We start from the raw sequence: 22,142 nt of genomic DNA on the forward strand, positions 1-22,142 counted from the left end.
GGAATCACCTTTGCGATGCGAGCTGCGCCAGAGCGGGCGCGGGAGATGTGGGCTGCGAAGCTTCCTTCACGCCCGGCTTGGTCTGAATTCGCGGAATGACCGACATGCCAGGCCGCAATCCGGCCGCTTCGCTGTCGAGCAGGATCTTCACGGGTATGCGCTGCACGATCTTGGTGAAGTTGCCGGTGGCGTTATCAGGCGGCAGCAGCGCGAATTCCTGACCGCTCGCCGGAGCGAGGCTGTCGACATGACCCTGCACGGCCTTGCCCGGGAACATGTCGACCTCGATGTCGACCGGCTGGCCGGCGCGGACCTGGCCGAGCTGGGTTTCCTTGAAATTGGCGATGACATAGGCGCCATCAGACGGCACCAGCGACATCAATTGCGTGCCGGCCTGAACGAACTGGCCAACGCGCAAGGTGCGGTTGCCGACGATGCCATCGATCGGCGCGCTGATCGTGGTGTAGGAGAGATTGAGTTCGGCCTGCCGTTGCAGCGCCTTGGCACGCGCGTCCGCCGCCACGGCTTGCGCCAGCTCCGCCTTCAGGAGCTCAACCTGCCCTTGGGCAGAGGCGAGGTTCGCCTTGTCGCGTTCGATGGACGCGAGCGCAGCCTTGTCGCGCGCCTCCGCGTTCTGTGCATTCTGCAGGCTGCCATAGCCCGTGGTCGCGAGGTCGGTATAGCGCTTGTTTTCCTGGGCGGTGAACACGCGCGCCGCCAGGTCGACATTGAGCGTTGCCTGCGCGGCATCGATCACGGACTGCTGCACGTCGAGCTGCGCGTGCTTGCTGGCGACCGCTGCGGCAGACGCGGCGACGTCGGCCTTGGCCTGATCGAGCGCGACCTTGAAATCGCGGTCGTCGATCCGCGCCAGCAACTGGCCCGCCTTGACGTGTTGATTGTCGCCCGCAAGGACCTGGCTCAGATAGCCTGAGATTTTTGGAGCAATCGTAGTGTTGTCGGCCTTCACATAGGCGTCGTCGGTCGAAACGGTGAAGCGTCCGACGGTCCAGTAGTCCCAGCCATACCAGGAGGCGGCGGCGAGCAGGGCAAGGGCGGCGCCGGCAATGACGGCGCGCTTGAGCCCGCCCTTTCGTGCCTGCGGCGCAGGCGCTGGCTCAACCTCGGTGACAGGAATCGGTGCGGGAACCCCGGAATCGCCTGTTTCAGCCGGCAGGTCGCGACCGGATTGGAGAGCGGTGACTTGAGCGGTAGCGAGTTGGGCGCCCATGGCGGGCCTCCATGAATTAGGAAACTTGATATTTTCCAAAATAGGCCCCATAGTCGGACTGTCAATGGAATGACAGCCATCATGGAAAGGCATGACTGACCCATGGCGATCACGAAGGCGAGAGCAACGCCCAGAACAAAGTCCGGAAGTTCCGGATCAGAGGCGCCGCGCGGCCGTGGCCGGCCGCAAGCCCGGTCAGATGAGGAGACTCGCACCGTGATCCTCGACGCCGCCCGACACGAATTTGCGTCGGCGGGCTATGCGGCGACCAGCATTGAAAGTGTGGCGCGCGGTGCCGGCGTATCCACGAAGACGCTTTACCGGCTGATCCCGAACAAGGCGGCGCTGTTCGAGGCGACGATCACCAACCGGCTCGATCGCTTCGCATCCCAGGTCCGACTCAAGGGGTGCGACGGCGATGACGTCGAAACCGCGTTGCGAGAGGCGCTGATCGCCTGCGGCGAGTTGATCCTCGACGAGGATGTCATCGCGCTCCAGCGCACGATCCTCGGCGAAAGCAAGAATTTTCCCGAGCTGGCACAGACCTTTTACCAGAAGGCGATCAGGCGCACCGAAAGCACGCTTGCGAGTTGGCTGAAGGCGCAGGCGGCGCGTGGTCTCATCGCGATCGGCGATGTCGACGTCGCTGCCGGCATGTTGCTCGGCATGCTCGCGTTTCAGCCGCAACGCGCCGCGCTGTTCGGCCGTGCAGCCGTGCCGAGCCGGAAGGAACTGAAGCGGCGTGCACGCATGTGTGCCGCATTGTTCGTGAAGGGCGTCTCGTCGGGCCGCTGACGATTTGGCAAGCCGAGAGGGCCGAGGAATTGGACGTGCCCGTCCTGAACGAACGTCTTCATAGCTGGCTCCGGAGATACCTCGCGTAGCCTGCCGGCTTACGCGAGATATCCGGACACGCCGTCCCACAACAGCTTCACTGCGGTGACGACCAGCAGTGCGTAGCAGGCCCGGAAGATCTGTTTCTGGTCCAGCTTTCCGTGAAGCCGCCAGCCCAGCCAGACGCCGCCGGGAATGGCGAGCAGGCAAGCCGCCATTACGATCCAGACATTGCCCGCGGGTCGCACGAGCAGCAGCCACGGCACCGCCTTGGTCGCATTGCCGACCGTGAAGAACAGGCTCGTCGTTCCCGCATAGACTTCCTTGCTGAGGCCAAGCGGCAACAGGTACATCGCAAGCGGTGGCCCGCCTGAATGCGCGACCATGGTCGTGACGCCGGAGGCGAGGCCAGCCGCGACTGCCTTTGGCGACGAACGCTCGCGAATGGTCACCCCCGAACCTGCGGCAAACCACATGCCGACGAAGACCAGGGTGACGACCGCCATGACGATCGCCACGGCGCGGTGGTCGAGCACGCGGAATAGCAGATAGCCGCATCCGATGCCGATCAGGAGTCCGGGCAACAGCAGCGCAAGATCCGGCTTCGACCAGGTCGACGGCTTCCAATAGCGAAGTGCGAACAGGTCCATCGCGATGAACAAGGGTGCGAGCAGCCCGCCGGCGGTCACCGGGTCCATCACGAGGGACAGCAGGGGAATGCCGACGATTGAAAACCCGCCGCCGAAGGCGCCCTTCATGAAGCAGATCAGGAATACGCCGGCGAAGGCGATGAGGACCGTGCTGACTGTCAGCTCCATGGGACTGCTCCAGAACCTATCTCAGTGCAATCGGTGCAATTGTTCGATAAGAGGTACAATGTTCGGAGTTTAATAGCGGAGCAATCGAAACATTGAACTCGGTGCAATTTTGTCGGGCCAACGACCCCGGTGTCGTCCCAATCTGGCCATCGGCGCGAACCAATTAGGCCACAACGCTCCTCAACCTTAGGTGTGCTCGGGCGAGGCCATGGGGGAACGTGGCCCGCCGATCAGGGGTGGCATCAATGGATAACGTGGAGCGGTCCTTCGCGGCCGCGGTCGCGACGGGTTTTGTCGTGCTGGTTTTCGGCCTGATCTTGCTGGCGCTGATGTAGGCCGGTCTCGTCAATGGCGTGACCGCGAGGTGGAACGGGCGCGCCGAAAAATGCGCGATCTTGCTCCGCAATCGCAAATGCGGACGAGAATCGGCGCTTTTCTGAGGGGTTTCGCAGCGGTTGATCCCACACGCTGCGACGATGGCATAATGCCACTGATTTGCCCGACGGGTCAAGCCATATTTCGAAAAATCCGCAATGCCGTGCCGGCTCCCCGGCTACTGTGCATGGGGTTGTTTTCGGCGTTTTTCCCGGACGGCCCCGGAACCCGCCGGTGGAACCCGGTTCCGGCAGGTATCCGAAGGGCCGCAACCGTTACGCGGGTTCCCCGGCCCGCCGGCTACCGCTTAACGGAATATTTGGCTCCCCGGGTCAATTGTTGCGCAATTGGGCATTCCGCCCCAGGTCCGATTTCCGATCAGGAGCCACCTCATGCGCAGAACGTCGATGAAACTGCTGCTGCCCGTCCTCGCGACCGCGTTTGTGGGAACCGCCATGGCAGGCGACAACGCATCCAAGGATGACGCCGTTGCCATGGTCAAGAAGGCCGTGGGCTTCATCAAGGATCAGGGGATCGACAAGGCCTATCCGGAGATCTCCAGCAAGAGCGGATCGTTCCACGATCGCGACCTCTATGTGGTCGTCTATCAGCTCGACGGCGTGGTACTCGCGCACGGCTCGAACATGAAGTTCGTCGGCAAGAACATGATCGACGCCCAGGACGTTGACGGCAAGCCGTTCGTCAAGGAACGGGTGGAGCTCGCGTCCAAGCATGCGTCTTTCTGGCAGGACTACAAGTTCGTCAATCCCGTGAGCAAGAAGGTCGAGCCGAAGGAGATGTACTGCGAGAAGCTGGACAACACCGCGGTTTGTGCCGGGATCTACAAATCCTGACATCTTGCGGTCCAGAGTTTTGGGCCGCCGACAAAGCTAAAGGGCTGACATGCTGGGCGGGTTCAAGAACGCGGGATTGTCCTGGAAGGTTCAGGTCGCGCCGGCTTTTCTCATCGTCGTCATGATCGGTCTCGGCGGATTTGCGCTTCAGGCCCTCAGATCGAACCATGCCGCCGTCGATGCCCTGTTCTCTGGACCGATACGGCAATCAGAACTCGCCAACGAGCTGACGGCGCGGGCTTGGGTTGCCCACGCCAAGCTGTATCGCCTCGCGGCCATCGCGGCCAATGAGACCGACGAGAAGAAGATTGCGGCCATGGCAAAGGAGGCATCCGCCGCGGTTGCCGCCATCCCGGACGCCCTGAAAGCCGTTCAGGCAGATGCGGGCGGTGCGCAGGACGTCGACAAGCTCAATGCCGTGGTTGCGGGCTACGTCAAGCAGGCCACCAATGCGATTGACATGGCGGACGGCGACGCCGGTTCGGCCATGATGTTCATCAAGGGAGCGGAGCGGAATTTCGCCGAGGTCGAGAAGCTCGCAGATGCGCTGATCCTGCGGAGCACCGAAACGAAGGATCGCGAGATCGCGCGTGCCGGCATCGTGCTCGAGCAACAGCAGTGGCTGCTTGCGGTTGCACTCGCGATCATCGGACTCGCCGGAATCGCCGTTTCATTCGTCGTCGGCCGAAGCATTTCCCGCCCGGTGATCGCAATGTCGAAAGCGATGCGCGAACTTGCGCTCGGCAATTTCGATGTTCGGCTGCCTGGCCTGGAACGCAAGGACGAGGTCGGCCAGATGGCGCACGCGGTCGAGGAATTCAAGGTTCGGGCCATCGCCAAGGCTGAGAGCGAGACCGCCGAGCGCGAGAAGAAGAATTTGGAGGCGGCGACCGCACGGCGTGCCGAACTGCACAATCTGGCGGACACCTTCGAGGCCGCCGTCGGCGGCATCATCGAGAACGTCGCCTCGGCGTCGGGTGAGCTGGAAAGCGCGGCCGCCGCCCTGACCAGGTCGAGCTCGGAAACCCGGCAGCTCAGCACCGTCGTGACGGCCGCTTCGGGCGAGACATCGGCCAACGTTCAGTCGGTAGCGTCCGCGACCGAGGAGATGGCAAGCTCGATCCACGAGATCGGCTGCAGGGTAGTCGATTCGAACCGTATCGCCGACGAGGCGGTCGAACAGACCAAGCAGACCGATGCGCGCATGATGGAATTGTCGAACGCGGCAAATCGCATCGGCGACGTGACCCAATTGATCACGAGCATCGCCGAACAGACCAATCTGCTGGCGCTCAACGCCACCATCGAAGCTGCCCGCGCGGGGGACGCCGGCCGGGGTTTTGCAGTGGTGGCCCAAGAGGTCAAGGCGCTCGCGTCGCAAACGGCCAAGGCGACCGGCGAGATCAGCGCCCAGATCGCAGACATGCAATCAGCAACCAAGGACTCGGTGCTGGCAATCAAGGAAATCAGCGGCACGATCGGTCGGGTCTCCGAGATCGCCACTGCGATTGCCGCTGCCGTGGAGGAGCAGGGGGCCGCGACGCAGGAGATTTCCCGCAACGTGCAGCAAGCGGCGCACGGTTCGATGCAGGTTGCATCGAACATCGCCGACGTCAACCGCAGCGCCGAAGATACCGGCTCGGCGTCTTCGAAGGTGCTAACCTCCGCTGAATTGCTCCTGAGCGAGAACAAGCGCCTCAAGGAGGAGATGGCCCGGTTCCTGGCCACGGTTCGGGCTGCATAACGCCGGTTCCGATGTTAGTCTTCCGCCCGACCGTCACATCGCTGGCGATGCGGTCGGGGGATTGCAATGGTCTACCGCCACACCATCGATGCCACGAGCTACACCTTCCCGGATTTGCGCGACCTGCTCGCCAAGGCGACGCCGCCGCGCTCGGGCGACCGGCTGGCCGGGATCGCCGCTGGCAGCGCCGAGCAGATGATCGCGGCCCGCATGGCGCTCGCGGACGTTCCGCTCGCGACATTCCTGTCGGACGCCGTCATTCCCTATGAAGCGGACGAAGTCACCCGCCTGATCATCGATACGCATGACGTCAGCGCCTTCGCTCCGGTTGCCTCCATGACCGTCGGCGGCTTTCGCGACTGGCTGCTGTCGGATGCCGCGACCACGGCAGGCCTCAAGCGGCTGGCGCGCGGCATCACGCCAGAGATGGCGGCCGCCGTCTCGAAGCTGATGCGCAACCAGGACCTGATCCTGGCGGCGCGCAAATGCGAGGTGGTCACCTCCTTCCGCAACACCATCGGCTTGAAGGGGCGGATGAGCACGCGCCTGCAGCCAAACCATCCCTTCGACGATGCCAAGGGCATCACGGCGTCGATCCTCGACGGCATCTTGCTGGGCTCGGGCGATGCCTGCATCGGCATCAATCCGGCCAGCGACGATCCGGCCGTGATCGCGCAATTGCTGCGGCTGCTGGACGAGATCATCGCGCGGCTGAAGATCCCGACCCAGGGCTGCGTGCTGACCCACGTCACGACGACGCTGTCGCTGATCGGGCAGGGCGTGCCGGTGGACCTCGTCTTCCAGTCGGTTGCCGGCACCGAGGCCGCCAACCGCAGCTTCGGCATCGACCTCGCGCTGCTGAAGGAGGCCCACGAGGCCGGCCTGTCGCTCAGGCGCGGCACGGTCGGGCAGAACGTCATGTATTTCGAGACCGGGCAGGGCTCGGCCCTGTCGGCCAACGCCCATCACGGTGTCGACCAGCAGACCTGCGAGGCGCGCGCCTATGCGGTCGCCCGCGCCTTCGATCCGCTGCTCGTCAACAGCGTGGTCGGCTTCATCGGCCCGGAATATCTCTATGACGGCAAGGAAATCATCAGGGCAGGGCTGGAAGACCATTTTTGCGGCAAGCTGCTCGGCCTGCCGCTCGGGGTGGACATTTGCTACACCAACCATGCCGAAGCGGACCAGGACGACATGGACAATCTGCTGACGCTGCTGGCGGCCGCCGGCGTCACCTTCATCATGGGGGTGCCGGGCGCCGACGACGTCATGCTTAACTACCAGTCGACCTCCTTCCACGACGCGCTCTATGTCCGCGACGTCTTCGGCCTGCACCGTGCGCCGGAATTCGACGATTGGCTGGCCTCGACCGGCATTGCAGGCGCCGATTTCCGGATTGCCGGCGATGCGGGGCTGCTGCCCGATTTTGCTTCACGGCTGATTGCCTAGCTTCGGCCCGGAATTCGCATAAAGTGGGCAGGCTGGCGTGAACCGGCGAAACTATTGGCACGTCTCAGGAATTAGGACGGTGCCACAATATTGAGGAATTTGAGGACCAGCGTTACGTTATGTGTCTCTATGTCTGTTCTGCACGGTTTGTAGAAGGTCGTTGGGGGTAGTTGGATGCGCGCAAAAAGCAACGGAACGATCCGGCATATCCTGTTAGTGTTCCCACGCTACACGTCGTCCTTCGGCACGTTCGAGCACGCCTATCCGCTGACCGCCGGCGTCAAGGCGTTCATGCCGCCGCAGGGGCTGCTCTTGATCGCGGCCTATCTGCCCGAGGATTGGCAGGTCAAATTCGTCGACGAGAACCTGCGCCGCGCCACCAGGGAAGAGTTCGAGTGGGCGGACGCCGTCTTCGTCAGCGGCATGCACATCCAGCGCCAGCAGATGAACGACATCTGCAATCGCGCGCATGACTTCGATCTTCCGGTCGCCCTCGGCGGTCCGTCGGTCAGCGCCTGCCCCGACTATTATCCGTCGTTCGACTACCTCCATGTCGGCGAGCTCGGAGATGCCACCGACGAGCTGATCGCGCGTCTTGCGCGCGACACCTCGCGCCCCGAGCAGCAGGTCGTGCTGACGGCGAAAGATCGCGTCCCGATGACGGAGTTTCCGATTCCCGCCTACGAGCTCGCCGAGGTGAAGAAGTACTTCCTCGGCAGCATCCAGTATTCCAGCGGCTGTCCCTACCAGTGCGAGTTCTGCGACATCCCCGGCCTCTACGGACGCAACCCGCGCCTCAAGTCGCCGGAGCAGATCATCGCGGAGCTCGATCGCCTGCGCGCTTGCGGCTTCACCGACACGGTCTATTTCGTCGACGACAATTTCATCGGCAACCGCAAGGCGGCGATGGATCTGTTGCCGCATCTGATCGAGTGGCAGAAGAAGACGGGTTACGTGGTGCGGCTCGCCTGCGAGGCGACGCTCAACATCGCCAAGCGGCCCGAAATCCTCGAGAAGATGCGCGAGGCCTTTTTCATCACGATCTTCTGCGGCATCGAGACGCCGGATCCCGACGCGCTGCACGCCATGCAGAAGGACCACAACATGATGGTCCCGATCCTGGAAGGCGTGCGCACCATCAACTCCTACGGCATGGAGGTCGTGTCCGGCATCATCATGGGGCTCGACACCGACGGGCCGAACACCGCGGACGCGCTGATCGACTTCGTCGAGGAATCCCGCATTCCGCTCCTGACGATCAACCTGCTCCAGGCCTTGCCGAAGACACCCTTGTGGGACCGGCTCAAGCGCGAGGGGCGGCTGATCGAGGACGACGACAGCCGCGATTCCAACGTCGACTTCCTGTTGCCCTATGACGAGGTCGTGGCGTCCTGGAAGCGCTGCATGGAGATCGCCTACGCGCCGGCCAAGGTTCTCGAACGATACCAGTATCAATGCGACCACGTTTACGTGAATCGCCTGAAGATGCCGGTGCCCGACGAGATGAAGACCTGGCCCAACATCAAGCGCGGCCTGATCATGCTGCGCAACATCTTCTGGAAGGTCGGCGTGCTCGGCGACTACAGGCGCGAGTTCTGGAAGTTCGCGCTCGGCCGTATCAGGCGCGGCGACATGGAGGGCCTGATCGGCTGCACCATGATCGCGCACCATCTGATTTCGTTCGCGCGCGCGGCCTCGAGCGGCCAGCAGAATGCATCGAATTACTCGATCAAGCTGCGCGAGGCCGCCGTTCCCGCCGAATGATGCGACATGTCTAGTCCGGTCGAACGTAACGGCTCGACCCTCGACCTGCGGACGCTGACGCCGGCACGGGTGGCGCTCGGGCGCAGCGGCGCCAGCCTTCCCACAAAGCCGCTGCTCGATTTCACCCTGGCGCATGCGCGCGCCCGCGACGCCGTGCATGCCGCGTTCGACGTGGAGACGTTGATGGCCGAACTCGCGGCCGCGGGCCTCAACGCAATTCCGGTGCAAAGCCAGGCCGTGGATCGCCGCGACTATCTGCGGCGTCCGGACCGCGGGCGGCAACTCGATGCGGCCTCGGTCGATCGCCTCGCAGCCCTCGCAACAAGGCCGGGCGGACTTGCGATCGTGATCGGCGACGGGCTGTCGCCGACATCGGTGCATGCCCATGCGACCGCGCTCCTCAAGAGTCTGCTGCAACATCTCGGAGAGGGCGATGCTGTCGCCGTCGGCAATGTCGTTGTCGCATCAGGCGCGCGCGTGGCGCTGGGTGACGAGATCGGCGCCATCCTCGGCGCCGATATGGTCGTGATGCTGATCGGCGAACGGCCTGGCCTGTCGGCGCCGGACAGTCTCGGCGCCTATCTGACCTTTGCCCCGAAGCCGGGCCGCACCGATGCCGAGCGCAATTGCGTCTCGAACATCCACCGGGCCGGGCTCGGCTATGACGAGGCCGCCTTCAAGATCGCCTGGCTGATCCGCGAGGGACTGGCGCGCCAGGTCACGGGCGTGGCGCTCAAGGACGAAAGCGCCGACCGCGCGCCCCGCGCCGAATTGGCGCAGTTTGATTCGAATGGCGCGACGCCGGGCTGAAGGGCCGATTTCGACACATCTTTGTCAGTTTGGCCCCCTCCCGCGCGCTTGCTTGTGCGGGGGCGGACCTGCTAAACCCCGTGCGGCGATTTCCCGCGTATTTTCAAAGGGCAAGCCCCCCATCTGTATGGCGTTTTCAAGCCCGGTCGCGGGGTGCATCAAGCTCACCAATTGAGCCGATTTAGGAACTGGACAAGGCATGCTCGAAAAGCACAGCGAGAGTGAGGTTCATGTCGAGAAGGTCGAGCAGGGACCAGCGTCCTCCATCGCCTTCGGACTGGAGCGCCTCGGGCTGATTGCCGTCCAGGCGCCTGTGATCGCTTGTCTGGTGCTGATCGCGCTGATGGTCGGCGCCGTGTTCGGCATCGAGCGGATCAAGATCGACGATTCGCTGTCGCAGCTCTTCCGTTCCAACACCAAGGAATTCCGTCAGTACGAAGAGGTGACGAAGAAATTCCCGGCGGAGGAGTTCGACGTCCTCGTCGTTGTCGAAGGCAAGACCCTGCTGGCTCGCAACAACCTCGAGAAGCTGCGCGACTTCGTCACCGACATGCAGCTCGTCGAGGGCACGCGCGGTCTGGTCTCGCTGTTCTCCGCCCGCCAGGCGCCGGCGCCGGGCAAGTTGCCGGCGGCGCTATTCCCGGCGGAGCTGCCGCAAGGGGCGGACTACGACAAGTTCATCGACATCGTCAAAAGCAACGAGATCATCCGCGGCAAGCTGCTCTCCGAGGACGGCACGCTGGCGCTGATCGTGCTGTCGCTCGACCCGGCGGTGGTCGCCTCCAGCAAGCTCGGCGTCACCGTCGGCGAGATCCGCAAGCTGATGAAGGAGGATCTCAGCGACACCGGATTGAACGTGCAGCTCTCCGGCGTGCCGGTCATGCAGCTCGAAATCCGTAACGCGGTCGAGCGCGACGGCCTGACCTACAACATTCTCGGCATCCTTGCCGGCTGCATCATCGCCATCATCTTCTTCCGGAAGATCTCCTTCATGGTGGTGGCGGCGTTCCCGCCGATGATCGCGATCCTGCTGGCGCTGGGTGCGCTCGGCTGGGCCAATTTCAATCTCAACATGTTCCTGAACGTGATGACCCCGCTCATCATGGTCATCAGCTTCTCGGACTCGATGCAGCTCACCTTCGCAGCGCGCGACCGGCTGATCGCGGGGCAGGACAAGTACACCGCGTTCAAGAACGCGGTGCTGGTGGTCGGCCCCGCCTGCGTGCTGACGCACGGGACCGCCGGCATTTCCTTCATCGCGCTGCAATTCTCCGACTCCGACCTGATCCGCAAGTTCGGCGAGGCGGGCTTGGCCGCGACCATCATCGCGCTGATCGCGGTGCTGTCGCTGGTGCCGGTGTTCGGCGTCCTGTTCGTGCGCAATGAAAAGGTCTTTGCGGTCAAGTTCCAGAGCGCGGACGCCGGCGTCCAGGCGCTGCGCAATTTCTGCTATTGGATCGCGGTGCGCATGGTAGGCCGTCCCGGCCTGTTCAGCCTGATCGCGCTGCTGTTCGTCGCGGGTCTCGGCGTGATCTACGCCAGCCTCGAGCCGCGCTATCGGCTCGCCGACCAGGTGCCGGACAAGCGGCAGGCGGTCGCGGCCAGCAACCGGCTCGACGCCAAGCTGACCGGCGCCAATCCGGTCAACGTCCTGATCACATTCCCCAAGGGTGCAGATCTCTATTCGCCCGAGACCCTGCAAACCATCGCCGACGTCCATGCGACCGTCGAGAAGGCGGCCGGCGTCGGCAACGTCTGGTCGATCGAAACGCTGCGCCGCTGGCTCTCGGAAAAGGCGGGCAGCTCTGACGTCGCGACGCTCAAAGAGTATGTGAACGTGATCCCTGAGCATCTGGTGCGGCGCTTCATCGACGCCGAGCAGGATGCCGTCGTGGTCGCCGGCCGCGTTCCGGACAAGGACTCCAGCCAGTTGCTGCCGATCGTCGACAAGCTCGACGCCGAGCTCGACGTCGTCCGCAAGAAGCATCCCGGCTACGAGGTCGCGGTGACCGGTCTTGCCGCCATTGCCGCACGCAACTCGGCGAACATGATCGAAAAACTCAACCACGGGCTCACCATCGAATTCGCACTGGTCGCGATGTTCATCGGTCTCGCCTTCCGCTCCTGGGTCGTGATGCTGGCCTGCATCCTGCCCGGCATCTTCCCGGTGGTGCTCGCGGGCACCGTATTGTGGGTGCTCGGGGAGGGCCTGCAATTTGCCAGTGTCGTGGCGCTCACCGTCTCGTTCGGTCTCGGGCTGAGCGCGACCATCCACTTCCTCAACCGCTTGCGGCTGGAAGGCAAACCCGGCGTCTCCTCGGCGCTTGCGGTGGAGCGCGCGACTGTGCTGGTCGGACCTGCGCTGATCCTGACCACGGTGGTGCTGGCCTGCGGCCTCGTCGTCACCGTGTTCTCCGACCTGCCGTCGCTGCGGCTGTTCGGCTGGCTAGGGGCCTTCTCGATGGTGGCGGCGCTGGTCGCCGACCTCTTTATCCTGCGGCCGACGGCGATGTGGCTGATCAATCTGCACGAAAAGGTTCACGGGCCCGGCAAGTCCGCGATCTGAGCCGCGGGCGTGAGCGGCGCGCTCACGCCTCGACTTTTACGATCCCATACGGATTGAACTTGAAATCGCTCTCGCCGTAGTCCTGCTCCCGCGAGAGCGCGAGCTTGCGATCGTGCGCGGAGGCTGCATGTTGGCTCCTTGCTGATCATTGGCGAAGGCGCGAGTGGCCACGAAGAGTCCGGCGGCCTTGAGAAGATGTCTGCGAATTGGGTCCATGTCCGTAGCCATGTCAGTAAAAGGCCCCCGGCTCGCGAGAACCGGGGGCCGTATTCCCAGCACCGTGTGAAAGACGTCAGCCCTTCGTCATCGTGATGTTCACGCCGCGAATTTCGCCCTTGGAGCTGATCTGCACCGTCTGCTTGGTGCCGTTGGTGCGCAGCGACAAATTGGCGGCAAAACCGTTGGCCTCGACGAACACGTCGATCTGGCCGCCGCCGGCGGTACCCTGGAGGTTGCCGAAGATGTTGCGGCTGGACTCGCTCCAGTTGCCGGAGATCCGGTCGCCCTGGCTCGTCACGTCGCTGGTGAGGTCGAATTTGTAGCTGTCGCTGGCACAGTGCAGCGCCTGCTTCAGGCCGAGGCCGCTGGCGGCGACCTTGTAGTCCGCCTTGCAGCGGATGCGCTCGGTGGAGCCATCGGACAGCGACACCGTGCCGGTGCCGGTCCAGGCGCCGTCAAAGCCGGCAAACGGTCCGGACGACTGAGCCTGGCTCGCCGAGACCGAGAGGAGCAGCGCTGCGCCAATGCCGGCCGCCGTGATTGCCTGTCGTCCAAAGAATGTCATGTCGAATATCCCGTTTTCAGTAGTGACGCTCTCTCAAACAAGAACGTCTCGCCGCATCGAAAGTTTAGTGTTCCCCATACGGGGTCAGGTTCAAAGCCTGTCAACAGAGGCATCCGCAAAAATCAATTCTTCGCCAGCTTTGTGCGCGCTTTCGTCGCGCGCGTTCGCCCGGCGAGCAGGCGCGAGCGATGCATGTCTGCAACAGGTTGCACCTAAAACGAGGGGGGTCGAAATAATCCCGTAGTATCAAAATCTTACATCTGCCAAGGAGAATGGGCGAGAAAGCCTGATTTGCTGTCGCCGCGCCAATTTGGCCGCATTTGCCAGTGTTTCTGCTCTCTTCGCTGCTGCGTTTCCGCGGCAAAGCCATCAGAACAATCTATTCCGGTCGTTCGCCCAATGGTGTCCGGGATTGGAGCGATTCTGCCGTCAGAATGAAGGAACACTATGCGTAAATTTCTCCTCGCTCTCGCCCTGGTGTCGGCATCGCTCTCCACGGTGGCCGTCGCCCAGCAGCGCGGCACCGCTGACGAGCAAAAGGCCTGCACCCGCGACGTGCAGAAATTCTGCCGGCCCGTCATCGATCAGGGCGATTTCACCATTCTGGCCTGCCTGAAGGAGAATCGCTCGAAGATCTCGGCCGCTTGCGACCAGGTTCTGAAGACCCACGGTCAGTAAGCTCCGGCCCAATAGGCGCCTGGAGCGACCTCAACGCTATCCTGCGGGGCCCAAGCCCTGCAGGGTATTTGGCCCGCAGGGCGGGATATCGAGAGACAGGATTGGTTTTACGGCCGTATTCCCCTATATGGGGGCCGCGACGGTTCCGCGCCCAGCGTTAACCCGCGCAAAGCCCGAAAAACCTTGTCCAGCCAGACGATTGTTAACCAGTCCTCGATGACCTCTGCGAACGAATTGCGATCCGGAAAAGGTGACCGCGACGAGAATTTTCCCGTCGCGTCCTGGATCATTCATCCGCGTCATCGCGCCCTCATTCTGGCGTTCTACAACTTCGTCCGCACGGCTGACGACATCGCCGATCACGCCACGCTGAAGGCGGACGAGAAGCTCGCTTATCTCGACCTGTTCGAGCAGGAGCTGCTCGGCAATGGCGAAACCCAGGCCGAAGCCGTGATCCTGCGCCGTGCGCTGGCCGAGCGCGGCATGCCGCCGCGCCATGCGCTCGACGTGCTCGTCGCATTCCGGATGGACGTGACCAAGCTACGCTACGAGAATTGGGACGAGGTCATCCATTATTGCCGCTACTCGGCGATGCCGGTCGGCCGTTTCATGCTCGACGTCCATGGCGAGAGCACCTCGACCTGGGTGGCCTCCGACGCGCTCTGCGCCGGCCTGCAGATCAACAACCACCTGCAGGACTGCGGCAAGGATTTCCACGCGCTTAACCGCGTCTACCTGCCGCGCGATGCGCTGGCTGCGAGCGGCGCGTCCGTCGAGCAGCTCGGGCTCGATCACTCGCCGCCGGAGATGCTCGCCTGTCTCCAGGCGCTCGCCGCGCGCAACGAGTTGCTGCTCAACGAGAGCAAGTCGCTTTGCGCGGAGGTGAGGGATGTCCGCCTTGGCATCGACATCGCCGTGATCCAGGCCTATGCCGACCGCATCGTGCGCCTGTTGAAGGTGCGCGATCCCCTGCGCGAGCGTGTGCATCTCAACAAGTTCGAGTTGCTCACCTTCAGCCTCGCCGGGATCCTCGGCGAAATCGGCCGCCGCGCGATCGGGCGCCGGCCCGCCTCCAATGCGGGGGCCGCACATGACGCTTGAGGCGACTACGCCCGGCGCCAATTATGGCTCGACTGCGTCCGGCAGCTCGTTCTACGCCGCGATGCGCATCCTGCCGCACGACCAGCGCGAGGCGATGTTCCAGATCTACAGCTTTTGCCGCCAGGTCGACGACATCGCCGATTCCGACGGTCCGCGCGCCGAACGTCTCGCCGCACTCCAGGAATGGCGCAACGACATCGATGCGCTCTATCAGGGCCGTCCGCCGGCGCGGCTCAAGGACTACGTCGCCTCGGTGAAGACCTTTGGGCTGAAGCGCGAGGATTTCCTCGCCATCGTCGACGGCATGGAAATGGACGTGCCGCAGGATATCCGCGCGCCGGATATGGCGACGCTCGATCTCTACTGCGATCGTGTCGCAAGCGCCGTGGGGCGCCTGTCGGTGCGTGTGTTCGGCCTGCCGGAAGATGACGGCATTCAGCTCGCGCATCATTTGGGACGCGCGCTGCAATTGACCAATATCCTGCGCGACATCGACGAGGATGCGACGCTCGGCCGGCTTTATCTGCCGCGCGAGGCACTGCTGCACGCCGGCATCACCTCGAACGATCCGAACCGCGTGATCGCCGAGCGCGCGCTGCCAAAAGTCTGTCTGCCGCTCGCACAGCGCGCCAAAGCGTATTTCGAGAAGTCGGACGAGATCATGAACCGCAACAGGCGCCGCGCGGTGCGCGCGCCGCGGATCATGTCGAAGTACTACCACGCGATCCTGGACCTCCTGATCGCACGCGGTTTTGCGGCGCCGCGCGAGCCGGTGCGTGTGTCGAAGGTCACACGTATCGCCATCCTCCTCCGTTACGCTTTCCTCTGATGCAAAAGACAGTTCACATCATCGGCGCCGGAATTTCCGGCCTCTCTGCCGCTGTACGGCTCGCCAATGGCGGCTGGACGGTTGCCGTGCACGAGGCAACCCAGCAGGCCGGCGGCCGCTGCCGCTCCTATTTCGACGGCGCGACCAATCTCACCATCGACAACGGCAATCATCTGCTGCTGTCGGGCAATCGCCATGCGATCGCCTATGCGCGCTCGATCGGCACCGAGGCCGGGCTGGTCGGACCGCAGCGCGCGCAGTTTCCGTTCATGGACCTTGCCACCGGCCAGCGCTGGCAGCTCGATCTCGGCGAGGGCCGGCTGCCGACCTGGGTGCTCGACGAGAGCCGTCGCGTTCCCGACACCGGGTTGATGGATTATCTCAAGCTGGCGCCGCTGGTTTGGGCGTCGACCGAGACGCTCGTCGGCAAATCGATCCCGTGCGAGGGCACGCTCTATCAGCGTCTGGTGCAGCCGCTTCTGCTCGCAGCCCTCAACGTCGATCCGCCTGAGGGCTCTGCGGGCCTGGCCGGGGCCATCGTGCGCGAGACACTGCTTGCGGGTGGCCAAGCCTGCCGTCCCCTGATCGCGCGCGACGGTTTGAGCGCGGTGCTGATCGAGCCCGCAGTGAAATATTTGCAGGAGCGGGGCCACTCGGTTCAGCTCGGCCACGAATTGCGTTCGTTCACGACCGCGGACGGCAAGGTTAGTTCGCTCAATTTCGGCGGCGAGGACGTTGTCCAGCTCGGGCCGGACGACGCCGTCGTGATGGCGGTGCCGCCGCGTGCGGCATCATCGCTGCTGCCGGGTGTAAAAACGCCGACCGAGTTCCGCGCCATCGTCAACGCGCATTTCCGCATCACACCGCCGCCGGGCGCGGCCCCGATCCTGGGCGTGGTCGGCGGGCTCGTGGAATGGCTGTTCGCCTTCCCCAATCGCCTGTCCGTCACCATCAGCAATGGCGACCGTCTCGTCGACATGCCGCGCGAGGAGCTCGCGCAGGCCATCTGGCGCGAGGTCTGCGAGGCGGGCGGGGTGTCGGGCGATTTGCCGGCCTGGCAGATCGTGCGCGAGCGCCGCGCCACTTTTGCCGCAACGCCTGCACAGAATGGCATGCGTCCGGGGCCGGTCACGGCGCACAAAAACCTGTTCCTTGCCGGCGACTGGACTGATACGGGATTGCCTGCAACCATTGAGGGATCGGTCCGGTCCGGCGATCGCGCCGCCGATCTGGTTTTGGGCCTGCGCTAGAGAGCGGGCCGATCGTTCCGGCACAGAGCGCCGGTTTTCAATTCAGGAAGAGATCAGAGAGAACGAGCGAGATGCATTCCGTCAACAAGAACGCGACCGACCGCGAAGTCTTGGAAACGAGCATTGCGTCGGCCACGCAGGGTTTGCTCGGCTTCCAGCAACCTGACGGCCATTGGGTGTTCGAGCTCGAGGCCGACTGCACGATTCCTGCCGAATACGTCCTGCTGCGGCACTATCTCGCCGAGCCGGTCGATGCCGTGCTCGAAGCCAAGATCGGCAACTATCTGCGCCGTATCCAGGGCGCCCATGGCGGCTGGCCGCTGGTGCATGACGGCGCCTTCGACATGAGCGCGAGCGTGAAGGCCTATTTCGCGCTCAAGATGATCGGCGACTCCATCGACGCGCCGCATATGGCGCGGGCACGCGAAGCGATCCGCTCCCGTGGCGGTGCGATCAACAGCAACGTCTTCACGCGCTTCCTGCTTGCGATGTACGGCGTCGTGACCTGGCAGGCGGTGCCGGTGCTGCCGATCGAGATCATGCTGCTGCCGTTCTGGTCGCCGTTCCATCTCAACAAGATCTCGTACTGGGCGCGCACCACCATCGTGCCGCTGATGGTGCTCGCGGCGCTGAAGCCGCTCGCGCGCAATCCAAAGGGCGTCGGCGTCGACGAATTGTTCCTACAGGATCCGCGCTCCATCGGTATGACCGCGAAAGCGCCGCACCAGAGCATGGGTTGGTTCGTGCTGTTCCGCGGCCTCGACAAGATCTTGCGCGTCATCGAGCCGATGTTTCCAAAAAGCCTGCGCAAGCGCGCGATCGACGCGGCGCTCGCCTTCACCGAGGAGCGGTTGAACGGCGAGGACGGCATGGGCGCGATCTATCCGCCGATGGCCAACATCGTCATGATGTACGACGCGCTCGGCAAGGACGAGGATTTCCCGCCGCGCGCGATCACGCGCCGGGGCATCGACAAGCTGCTCGTGATCAAGGACGACGAGGCCTATTGCCAGCCCTGCGTCTCGCCGGTCTGGGACACGACGCTCACCGCGCACGCGCTGCTCGAGGCCGGCGGCCCGCAAGCCGTCGCAGCCACCAAGCAGGGCCTCGACTGGTTGATCCCGAAGCAGGTGCTGGACGTGAAGGGCGACTGGGCCGTGAAGCGGCCCGAGACCCGTCCGGGCGGCTGGGCCTTCCAGTACAACAACGCCCATTATCCCGATCTCGACGACACCGCCGTGGTGGTCATGTCGATGGACCGGATGCGCCGGGAGCACGGCGCGACGGGCTACGACACCGCAATCAATCGCGGCCGCGAGTGGATCGAGGGCATGCAGAGCGACGACGGCGGCTGGGCTGCCTTCGACGTGAACAACCTCGAATATTATTTGAACAACATCCCGTTCTCGGACCACGGCGCGCTGCTCGACCCGCCGACCGAGGACGTCACCGCGCGCTGCGTCTCGATGCTGGCCCAGCTCGGTCAGACCCAGGCGAACAGCAAGTCCGTAGCGGACGGGATCGAGTACCTGCGCAAGACCCAGCACCCCGAGGGCTCCTGGTACGGCCGCTGGGGCATGAATTTCATCTACGGCACCTGGTCGGTGCTGTGTTCGCTGAACATGGCCGGGGTCTCCCACCAGGATCCCATGATTCGGAAGGCGGCCGGCTGGCTGGTCTCGATCCAGAACAAGGATGGCGGCTGGGGCGAGGACGCCGTCAGCTACAGGCTGGACTACAAGGGATGGGAGGCTGCGCCCTCGACCGCCTCGCAAACGGCATGGGCCTTGCTTGCCTTGATGGCGGCCGGCGAGGTGGATAACCCCGCAGTTGCCCGGGGGGTGGAGTACCTGATTGCCACACAGAACCAAAAAGGCCTGTGGGACGAGCAGCGCTACACCGCGACAGGCTTCCCCCGCGTGTTTTATCTACGCTATCATGGTTACCCGAAGTTCTTTCCGTTGTGGGCGCTGGCGCGGTATAGGAACCTTCGGAACACCAACAGCAGGGTGGTAGGGGTCGGGATGTGACTTTGGGGACGGGGGCCTATTTTGCCGCAGGCGACGCGATCGACCTGCGACCGATACTCATTGTGACCGGTCTGGTTCAGGAGGCCCGCATTGCGGCCGGCCCCGGAATGACCGTCATCTGCTCGTCCAGCAGCCCGACGCAGTTGCGCTCGCTTCTCACCGTGATGGACCCCGAGACTATCCGGGGCGTGATCTCCTTTGGTGTCGCCGGCGGGCTCGATCCGAGCCTGCGCTCGGGCGATGTCGTGGTCGCGACCGAAGTCTTGGCCGGTGACGCCCGCTGGGCCGCCGGCCTCGCGCTCGGCGACGATCTGATCGAAAAAGTCACCTCCGGTCGTCGCCGCGTCGTCCGTGGCAGCCTCGCCGGCGCCGAGGAAGTGGTCACGGGCCGCTCCTGCAAGGCAGCGCTGCACTCCGAGACCGGCGCTGCGGCCGTCGACATGGAAAGCCACATCGCGGCAGCCTACGCCGCCGAGGCGGGGCTTCCCTTCGCCGCGATCCGCGTGATCAGCGATCCCGCCCATCGCGCGCTGCCGGCCTTGGCGCGTGCCGCGATCAAGCCGAACGGCAAGATCGACGTCGCAACCGTGCTGCGCGGCGTTGCCCGTAATCCGACCACGCTGCGTGCGCTGGTCTCGACCGGCATCGACTTCAACCGTGCGCTGCGCTCCTTGCGCGGCTGCCGCGACTATCTCGTCGGCGACGAAGGCCTGATCCCCGAGACAGCCTGAGAGGCTCAGGCGTACCGAACAACAAAAAGGCCCGATCGTCTGGCGATCGGGCCTTTTTGGTTTTGCGCGTAGCCCGGATGGAGCGAAGCGCAATCTGGGATGGTCACCACGGGCACGAGCCCCGGATTTCGCTTTCGCTCCATCCGGGCTACGGGCCGAATTGGTAGCTCAGGCGGCCGTCGAAGCCTTCCGGGCAGCCTTCTCCTGGGCAGCCTCCGCCTCGTCCTTGCGGATTTCGGACAGCTTCTTCTGGACCTGCTCCGAGAAGATGTACTGCGCCGGACGCTGCTTGGACATGTCGATCTCCGGCGCCATCGGGCCCGAGGTCTTGACGCCGCGCAGCGACACCCACGCTGCCTTTAGCGGGTTGGTCAGCGCTGCAGTGGCAGCCGTCGGCTCGTAGCCGCAATGGGCCATGCAGTCGGCGCACTTCTCGTAACGGCCGGTGCCGTAGGAATCCCAGTCGGTGGTCTCCATCAGCTCCTTGAAGGTCTTTGCGTAGCCTTCACCGAGCAGATAGCAGGGCTTCTGCCAGCCAAAGATGTTGCGGGCGGGCATGCCCCAAGGCGTGCACTCGTATTCCTGGTTGCCGGCCAGGAAGTCCAGGAACAGGCCGGAATGCATGAAATTCCACTTCTTGCCCTTGCCGAGCGCAAAGACGTCGCGGAACAGTTTTTTGGTCTTGGTGCGATTGAGGAAGTGCTCCTGGTCCGGCGCACGCTCATAGGCGTAGCCCGGTGACATCGACACGCCGACGCCGAGCTCGACGGTGAGGTCGAGGAATTTCGCGATTTCTTCCGCCGGATGGCCGTCGAAGATCGTGGCGTTGACGTTGACCGTGAAACCACGCGCCTTGGCGGCCTTGATCGCGGAGACGGCGCGGTCGAACACGCCCTTCTGCGACACCGCCTTGTCGTGATGGTCCTTCAACCCGTCGAGGTGCACCGAGAAGAACAGGTACGGCGAGGGCTCGAACAGATCGAGCTTCTTCTCGAGCAGCAGCGCATTGGTGCAGAGCGAGACGAACTTCTTGCGTTCGACCAGGCCACGCACGATCTCGCCGATCTCCTTGTGGATCAGCGGTTCGCCGCCGGGAATCGCAACCATCGGCGCGCCGCACTCGTCGGCGGCGTCCCAGCACTCCTGCGCCGTCATGCGGCGGTTGAGGATCGCGTCCGGATAGTCGATCTTGCCGCAGCCGACGCAGGCGAGGTTGCAGCGAAACAGCGGCTCCAGCATCAACACGAGCGGATAGCGCTTGCGGCCCAGCATCTTCTGCTTGAGCAAATAGCCGCCGATACGCATTTCCTTGAAGAAGGGTATAGCCATTACACGTTTCTTTCTGGGCTTAGAAATTCAGGTAGGTCAGCTTGCGGCGAGTTCTGCCGGAAGCCGGAATTCGATGTTCTCCTCGCGGCCCGGGAGCACCGAGACCGTGACCGGTCCGATCCGTCGCAGGGCCTCAATCACGTCATCCACGAGGACCTCGGGCGCCGAGGCGCCGGCCGTGATGCCGACGGTCTTGACGCCTTTCAACCACTCAGGATTGAGCTTGCTGCCATCGGCGATCAGATAGCTGGCGACCCCAGCCTCAGTGCCGATTTCGCGGAGCCGGTTCGAGTTCGAACTATTGGCGGCGCCCACCACCAGGATCAGATCGACCAGCTTGCTCAAATCCCTTACCGCAGATTGGCGGTTCTGTGTCGCATAGCAGATATCCCGGATGTCCGGGCCTTGAATATCTGTAAAGCGGGCCTTTAGGGCCGCTATGATGTCCTTGGTGTCGTCCACCGACAGCGTCGTCTGGGTGATGTAGGCCACCGGCGTATCTGCCGGGATCGTCAGCTTTTTGACCTCGTCCACGCTCTGGACCAGCAGCACGGGGCCTGGAACCTGGCCCATCGTCCCCTCGACTTCAGGATGCCCGGCGTGCCCGATCAGGATCAGGGTCCGGCCCTTGGTGATGTAGCGCTTCCCCTGATTGTGAACCTTCGTGACCAGGGGGCAGGTGGCGTTGAGCACGGGCAAGTCGCGCGCGGCGGCCTCTTCCTCGACGCTGCGGGCCACGCCATGGGCGCTGAACACGGTGACCGCCTTCGGGGGAACTTCCGACAGCTCCTCGACGAAGATCGCGCCCTTGGCCTTCAGGCTCTCGACCACGTACTTGTTGTGCACGATCTCATGGCGCACGTAGACCGGCGGGCCGTACTTCTGCAGGGCCCTTTCGACGATCTCGATCGCACGCACCACGCCGGCGCAAAAGCCGCGCGGCTGCGCTAGATAAACTTCCATTG

18 protein-coding genes are annotated in these 22,142 nt (G+C 63.8%); 13 read left to right on the forward strand and 5 right to left on the reverse strand.

Going from position 1 to position 22,142, the window contains the following annotated elements:
- Positions 1-4 precede the first annotated feature (4 nt).
- A complete protein-coding gene (locus C2U70_RS14845; RefSeq protein WP_140979015.1) occupies positions 5-1,231 on the reverse strand; it encodes an HlyD family secretion protein in 1,227 nt (408 codons plus the stop codon).
- Positions 1,232-1,447: 216 nt separating this feature from the next.
- Here C2U70_RS14845 and C2U70_RS14850 point away from each other — a divergent pair, with 216 nt between their 5' ends.
- Complete coding sequence (locus C2U70_RS14850) at positions 1,448-2,026, forward strand: TetR/AcrR family transcriptional regulator (RefSeq protein ID WP_246666757.1); 579 nt, start codon at positions 1,448-1,450, stop codon at positions 2,024-2,026.
- A 98-nt stretch (positions 2,027-2,124) separates the two neighbouring features.
- Here C2U70_RS14850 and C2U70_RS14855 read toward each other — a convergent pair whose 3' ends face one another.
- Positions 2,125-2,883, reverse strand: coding sequence for a sulfite exporter TauE/SafE family protein (locus C2U70_RS14855; RefSeq protein ID WP_140979019.1), 759 nt, complete (start codon positions 2,881-2,883; stop codon positions 2,125-2,127).
- Positions 2,884-3,650: 767 nt separating this feature from the next.
- Here C2U70_RS14855 and C2U70_RS14860 point away from each other — a divergent pair.
- From C2U70_RS14860 to C2U70_RS14885, 6 genes are all read left to right on the forward strand, one after another.
- Complete coding sequence (locus C2U70_RS14860) at positions 3,651-4,112, forward strand: cache domain-containing protein (protein WP_140979021.1); 462 nt, start codon at positions 3,651-3,653, stop codon at positions 4,110-4,112.
- 49 nt (positions 4,113-4,161) lie between these two features.
- The gene (locus C2U70_RS14865; RefSeq protein WP_140979023.1) at positions 4,162-5,856 is read left to right on the forward strand and encodes a methyl-accepting chemotaxis protein; all 1,695 of its coding nucleotides are present in this window, start codon (positions 4,162-4,164) and stop codon (positions 5,854-5,856) included.
- Between the two features lie 66 nt (positions 5,857-5,922).
- Entirely contained in the window at positions 5,923-7,305 is a 1,383-nt protein-coding gene (locus C2U70_RS14870; RefSeq protein WP_140979025.1) for an ethanolamine ammonia-lyase subunit EutB, read from the forward strand.
- A gap of 174 nt (positions 7,306-7,479) precedes the next feature.
- A complete protein-coding gene (locus C2U70_RS14875) occupies positions 7,480-9,069 on the forward strand; it encodes a B12-binding domain-containing radical SAM protein (protein WP_140979027.1) in 1,590 nt (529 codons plus the stop codon).
- Positions 9,070-9,075: 6 nt separating this feature from the next.
- Positions 9,076-9,879 (forward strand): ethanolamine ammonia-lyase subunit EutC, encoded by an 804-nt coding sequence (eutC, locus tag C2U70_RS14880; RefSeq protein WP_140979029.1) that lies wholly within the window; start codon positions 9,076-9,078, stop codon positions 9,877-9,879.
- Between the two features lie 199 nt (positions 9,880-10,078).
- The gene (locus tag C2U70_RS14885; RefSeq protein ID WP_140979031.1) at positions 10,079-12,445 is read left to right on the forward strand and encodes an efflux RND transporter permease subunit; all 2,367 of its coding nucleotides are present in this window, start codon (positions 10,079-10,081) and stop codon (positions 12,443-12,445) included.
- Between the two features lie 292 nt (positions 12,446-12,737).
- Here C2U70_RS14885 and C2U70_RS14895 read toward each other — a convergent pair whose 3' ends face one another.
- Positions 12,738-13,229: a hypothetical protein gene (locus tag C2U70_RS14895; RefSeq protein WP_140979035.1), complete on the reverse strand. Its 492-nt coding sequence runs from the start codon at positions 13,227-13,229 to the stop codon at positions 12,738-12,740.
- A gap of 447 nt (positions 13,230-13,676) precedes the next feature.
- On the opposite strand from C2U70_RS14895, the gene C2U70_RS14900 reads away from it, so the two are divergent.
- From C2U70_RS14900 to C2U70_RS14925, 6 genes are all read left to right on the forward strand, one after another.
- Entirely contained in the window at positions 13,677-13,907 is a 231-nt protein-coding gene (locus C2U70_RS14900; protein ID WP_140979037.1) for a hypothetical protein, read from the forward strand.
- A gap of 216 nt (positions 13,908-14,123) precedes the next feature.
- Positions 14,124-15,008, forward strand: coding sequence for a squalene synthase HpnC (gene hpnC, locus C2U70_RS14905; protein ID WP_140979039.1), 885 nt, complete (start codon positions 14,124-14,126; stop codon positions 15,006-15,008).
- Complete coding sequence (gene hpnD, locus C2U70_RS14910) at positions 14,998-15,837, forward strand: presqualene diphosphate synthase HpnD (RefSeq protein ID WP_140979041.1); 840 nt, start codon at positions 14,998-15,000, stop codon at positions 15,835-15,837. Before hpnC ends, hpnD begins: the two co-directional genes overlap by 11 nt.
- Entirely contained in the window at positions 15,837-17,087 is a 1,251-nt protein-coding gene (gene hpnE, locus C2U70_RS14915; RefSeq protein WP_140979043.1) for a hydroxysqualene dehydroxylase HpnE, read from the forward strand. The genes hpnD and hpnE overlap by 1 nt, the downstream gene beginning before the upstream one ends.
- A gap of 71 nt (positions 17,088-17,158) precedes the next feature.
- A complete protein-coding gene (gene shc / locus C2U70_RS14920; protein WP_140979045.1) occupies positions 17,159-19,117 on the forward strand; it encodes a squalene--hopene cyclase in 1,959 nt (652 codons plus the stop codon).
- Positions 19,114-19,848: a phosphorylase gene (locus C2U70_RS14925; protein WP_140979047.1), complete on the forward strand. Its 735-nt coding sequence runs from the start codon at positions 19,114-19,116 to the stop codon at positions 19,846-19,848. Before shc ends, C2U70_RS14925 begins: the two co-directional genes overlap by 4 nt.
- 168 nt (positions 19,849-20,016) lie before the next feature.
- On the opposite strand, the gene hpnH is transcribed toward C2U70_RS14925, so the two are convergent.
- Together hpnH and ispH are read right to left on the reverse strand one after the other, a co-directional pair.
- Entirely contained in the window at positions 20,017-21,177 is a 1,161-nt protein-coding gene (hpnH, locus tag C2U70_RS14930; RefSeq protein WP_140979048.1) for an adenosyl-hopene transferase HpnH, read from the reverse strand.
- Positions 21,178-21,213: 36 nt separating this feature from the next.
- On the reverse strand, positions 21,214-22,140 hold the full coding sequence (ispH, locus tag C2U70_RS14935) for a 4-hydroxy-3-methylbut-2-enyl diphosphate reductase (protein ID WP_140979076.1): 927 nt from the start codon (positions 22,138-22,140) through the stop codon (positions 21,214-21,216).
- Positions 22,141-22,142 lie beyond the last annotated feature (2 nt).

It is taken from the genome of Bradyrhizobium guangdongense (assembly GCF_006483445.1).
GTDB classification, from domain to species: domain Bacteria; phylum Pseudomonadota; class Alphaproteobacteria; order Rhizobiales; family Xanthobacteraceae; genus Bradyrhizobium; species Bradyrhizobium guangdongense_A.

Coding starts and splice junctions, on each gene's coding strand:
- C2U70_RS14845 (WP_140979015.1), bottom strand. CDS start 1,231: ATGGGCGCCCAACTCGCTACCGCTCAAGTCACCGCTCTCCAATCCGGT.
- ispH (WP_140979076.1), bottom strand. CDS start 22,140: ATGGAAGTTTATCTAGCGCAGCCGCGCGGCTTTTGCGCCGGCGTGGTG.
- C2U70_RS14860 (WP_140979021.1), top strand. CDS start 3,651: ATGCGCAGAACGTCGATGAAACTGCTGCTGCCCGTCCTCGCGACCGCG.
- eutC (WP_140979029.1), top strand. CDS start 9,076: ATGTCTAGTCCGGTCGAACGTAACGGCTCGACCCTCGACCTGCGGACG.
- C2U70_RS14875 (WP_140979027.1), top strand. CDS start 7,480: ATGCGCGCAAAAAGCAACGGAACGATCCGGCATATCCTGTTAGTGTTC.
- C2U70_RS14885 (WP_140979031.1), top strand. CDS start 10,079: ATGCTCGAAAAGCACAGCGAGAGTGAGGTTCATGTCGAGAAGGTCGAG.
- shc (WP_140979045.1), top strand. CDS start 17,159: ATGCATTCCGTCAACAAGAACGCGACCGACCGCGAAGTCTTGGAAACG.
- C2U70_RS14870 (WP_140979025.1), top strand. CDS start 5,923: ATGGTCTACCGCCACACCATCGATGCCACGAGCTACACCTTCCCGGAT.
- C2U70_RS14900 (WP_140979037.1), top strand. CDS start 13,677: ATGCGTAAATTTCTCCTCGCTCTCGCCCTGGTGTCGGCATCGCTCTCC.
- C2U70_RS14865 (WP_140979023.1), top strand. CDS start 4,162: ATGCTGGGCGGGTTCAAGAACGCGGGATTGTCCTGGAAGGTTCAGGTC.
- hpnH (WP_140979048.1), bottom strand. CDS start 21,177: ATGGCTATACCCTTCTTCAAGGAAATGCGTATCGGCGGCTATTTGCTC.
- C2U70_RS14855 (WP_140979019.1), bottom strand. CDS start 2,883: ATGGAGCTGACAGTCAGCACGGTCCTCATCGCCTTCGCCGGCGTATTC.
- hpnD (WP_140979041.1), top strand. CDS start 14,998: ATGACGCTTGAGGCGACTACGCCCGGCGCCAATTATGGCTCGACTGCG.
- hpnC (WP_140979039.1), top strand. CDS start 14,124: ATGACCTCTGCGAACGAATTGCGATCCGGAAAAGGTGACCGCGACGAG.
- C2U70_RS14895 (WP_140979035.1), bottom strand. CDS start 13,229: ATGACATTCTTTGGACGACAGGCAATCACGGCGGCCGGCATTGGCGCA.
- hpnE (WP_140979043.1), top strand. CDS start 15,837: ATGCAAAAGACAGTTCACATCATCGGCGCCGGAATTTCCGGCCTCTCT.